Origin of the sequence: Xanthomonas vasicola (assembly GCF_000772705.2) — a bacterium.
Taxonomy (GTDB): domain Bacteria; phylum Pseudomonadota; class Gammaproteobacteria; order Xanthomonadales; family Xanthomonadaceae; genus Xanthomonas; species Xanthomonas vasicola.
On sequence record NZ_JSBW02000088.1, the window covers coordinates 1 to 2,595 of the forward strand.

Genomic DNA, 2,595 nt, shown 5'->3' on the forward strand with positions numbered 1-2,595 from the left:
CGTGTACGCATGGGCGGAAATTGCAAGAAACCAGCCTTCAGCGTAGCGAACACTGGTAGTTTTAGCACGCCGGTGCAGACATCAAGGCCTTGCGGTCGTTGGGTGGTTGGGGTTTTTCAGGGGCGACCATTTAGAATTCCAGACCGACTGGTTCGATTCAAGAAGAAAGCGGCGAAACCGACCTCAGCAGTTGTGTGGTTCGCTAAATCCCGCAGCACCTGCTGGGACCAGCCCCGGGTTTCCATCGTAGGAGCATGCGCCCAAATGAGGCGTATCAATTCGTCAGGGCGATCAACTAAAGTCTCCCAGAAAGCGTGAATAGCTGGGTCTGCGTCATTGATCACAATTCGCTTAGCATGCCCTCGCAGAAGCAAATAAAGGGCAGCCCCAGCCCCACCCGCGTAAGGCTCGACATAGCATCCTCCTTCCAAGCCATTTTCACGCATCAGCCTTGCGAGCCAAGGCCCCATTCGGCCTTTGCCACCTGGGTAACGCAGAGGGCTATAAAAGTTTCCGTCCTTACCCTCGCTCATGTCACAATTTCGCTCTTTTTCAGTAAGGCAATGCTAAAGACGGGTGCTGATTTGTCAATCGTGGGGGCCTTTTTGCGAGCCAGATTTGGAGCAGGAGATCAAAGTTCCGCAGCTCCACCCGAGCCTCGCAGGCGAAGAAAAGCAGCTTGTATGGTCCTTGGGTCCAAGTAGCTCCATTAGCCTAACAAGCAGGATGGCTCGCATCTCTAGGTCCGAATTAAGCGCTTGGCCCGCGACCGCTACTGGATCTGCCCACGACAGTAAAGGCACTCACCAACCATCCGTAAGCATCGCTAAGCGCATCGGCGATGTCTGCTTCGCTCTCGCATTCGACAGTGGCTTCAGCGGGTAACGCAGGACGCTTGCCTTTGGTCTCCCACACAATTCCTCGCACGCGGAACGCCTTCATTCCTGCTCCATGGATGTGGACGTGGATCTGCCTTGGCAGTCTAGCGTCGGCAGGCTGCCAAGGTGAAGGGGCTGGCTATGCCCCCCCCCTTGCGGCCAGACTGGTGTGCTGACGCCCGCCGATGACCAAGTGGTCGAGGACTCGGATATCGAGCAGCGCCAGCGCCTGCTTCAGGCGTTCGGTGACCTTCCGGTCAGCTTCGCTGGGCTCCGGGTTCCCGCTCGGGTGGTTGTGGAAGAGGATGACGGCAACGGCGTTGAGCGCCAGCGCGCGCTGGGCGACGACTCGGGGATGGACTTCGCAGCCGTCGACTGTGCCGCTGAAGAGGTGTTCGGTTGCCAGGATGCGGTGTTTGGTGTCGAGGAAGACGACGCCGAAGACTTCGTGCGGCAGGTGGGCGCAGCGGGCGACAAGGTAGCTGCCGGCCTGCTCGGGACTGTGGATGCGGCCTTGGCGTTGAAGGCGCTGTTCCAAGATGGTCGCGGCGGCGAGCAAGATGCCCTCCTCGTCCATCTGGAGTTGGTATTGAGCCTTCAAGTCTTGGGTGCGCTTCATCGGTCTGTCTCCACCAGCGCGTTGTGCGCCTCGTGAGAACCGACAGGCGGAGCGTCCGGCCCTACCGCACCCGACAGGGGGCACCGCGCAGCGAAGGGCCGCAACAAAGCGCCAGCGCCGAGGAGGAGGCCTGTCCTTGCGGTCGGGACAGCGAAGCTAAGGTCCCTTTCAGAGGCCCAGCGCTGGTGGAGACAGCACCACGCATGCCCTACAAGACCTGCGGGCTAAACGGTATTCGGATGGGCGGGGTCGATTGATGTCAGCAGGCGATGACTGGGCTTTGCAGCCAGTGATGGGTTTCCGCGGACCTGTGCTTGCTTGCCTTACGCACCCATCGCTGCGCATGAGAAGCGCGCAGGCATCGGGATGGGCTAGTCGACCCCAACGGGCTCAGACGTGTTCGTCTAAGTTTCCCAGCCCGTGCCAGGACAAGATTTCCTCGGCTCGACGGCCAACGAACTGCGCGTCCTCGTTCGACATGGCCTTGCTCTCGATGGCAGAGGCCATGCTGGCAAAGGCTTGCCAAAAATGACGGCGATCAGGACTTGAGGCCCGCAGGGCGGGCACCGCAGCATCCAGGCGTTCGAGGTGACGGCGAAGCTCGGCTCTGTCCATGGGCCTGAGTATCGGCAGTGCGGTCGCACCGCTTGAGACGCCGCCAACGCCACACAACTAGCCTCTTCAGGTGCCGAGATGGCGCTGCTCAAGCGCCCCGCGGGGTGAGCGACCATCGGGGCCCACGTCCGGCAAGGTCAGACTGCACTCCTGGCATTCGTCGCACCATCGGTGTCGCGCCCTATCGGATGTCAGAAAGTTCCGATCCAGGCATATCGCTGCTTTGAATATAAATTCAGACTAACAATAATAGGCTAACATTTAACTTAAATTAATTTTAAAAATCGAGCGACAAGCTCATTTAGTTAGATTATTTACTGCAAACAGTACGAAATTGACTGCGATAAATTGACACGAATTAGTCGCCCCTGAAAAACCCCAACCACCCAACGACCGCAAGGCCTTGATGTCTGCACCGGCGTGCTAAAACTACCAGTGTTCGCTACGCTGAAGGCTGGTTTCTTGCAATTTCCGCCCATGCGT

General features: G+C 58.6%; 4 protein-coding genes. All 4 read right to left on the reverse strand.

Going from position 1 to position 2,595, the window contains the following annotated elements; all coding sequences use genetic code 11:
- Positions 1-116 precede the first annotated feature (116 nt).
- Positions 117-533: a DNA adenine methylase gene (locus NX05_RS23275; RefSeq protein WP_261380872.1), complete on the reverse strand. Its 417-nt coding sequence runs from the start codon at positions 531-533 to the stop codon at positions 117-119.
- A gap of 217 nt (positions 534-750) precedes the next feature.
- Positions 751-942: a hypothetical protein gene (locus tag NX05_RS25070; protein WP_080764494.1), complete on the reverse strand. Its 192-nt coding sequence runs from the start codon at positions 940-942 to the stop codon at positions 751-753.
- A 75-nt stretch (positions 943-1,017) separates the two neighbouring features.
- Entirely contained in the window at positions 1,018-1,497 is a 480-nt protein-coding gene (locus NX05_RS23285) for a JAB domain-containing protein (RefSeq protein ID WP_080764495.1), read from the reverse strand.
- A gap of 390 nt (positions 1,498-1,887) precedes the next feature.
- Positions 1,888-2,112 (reverse strand): hypothetical protein, encoded by a 225-nt coding sequence (locus tag NX05_RS19785; protein ID WP_039435026.1) that lies wholly within the window; start codon positions 2,110-2,112, stop codon positions 1,888-1,890.
- Between the last annotated feature and the right edge of the window lie 483 nt (positions 2,113-2,595).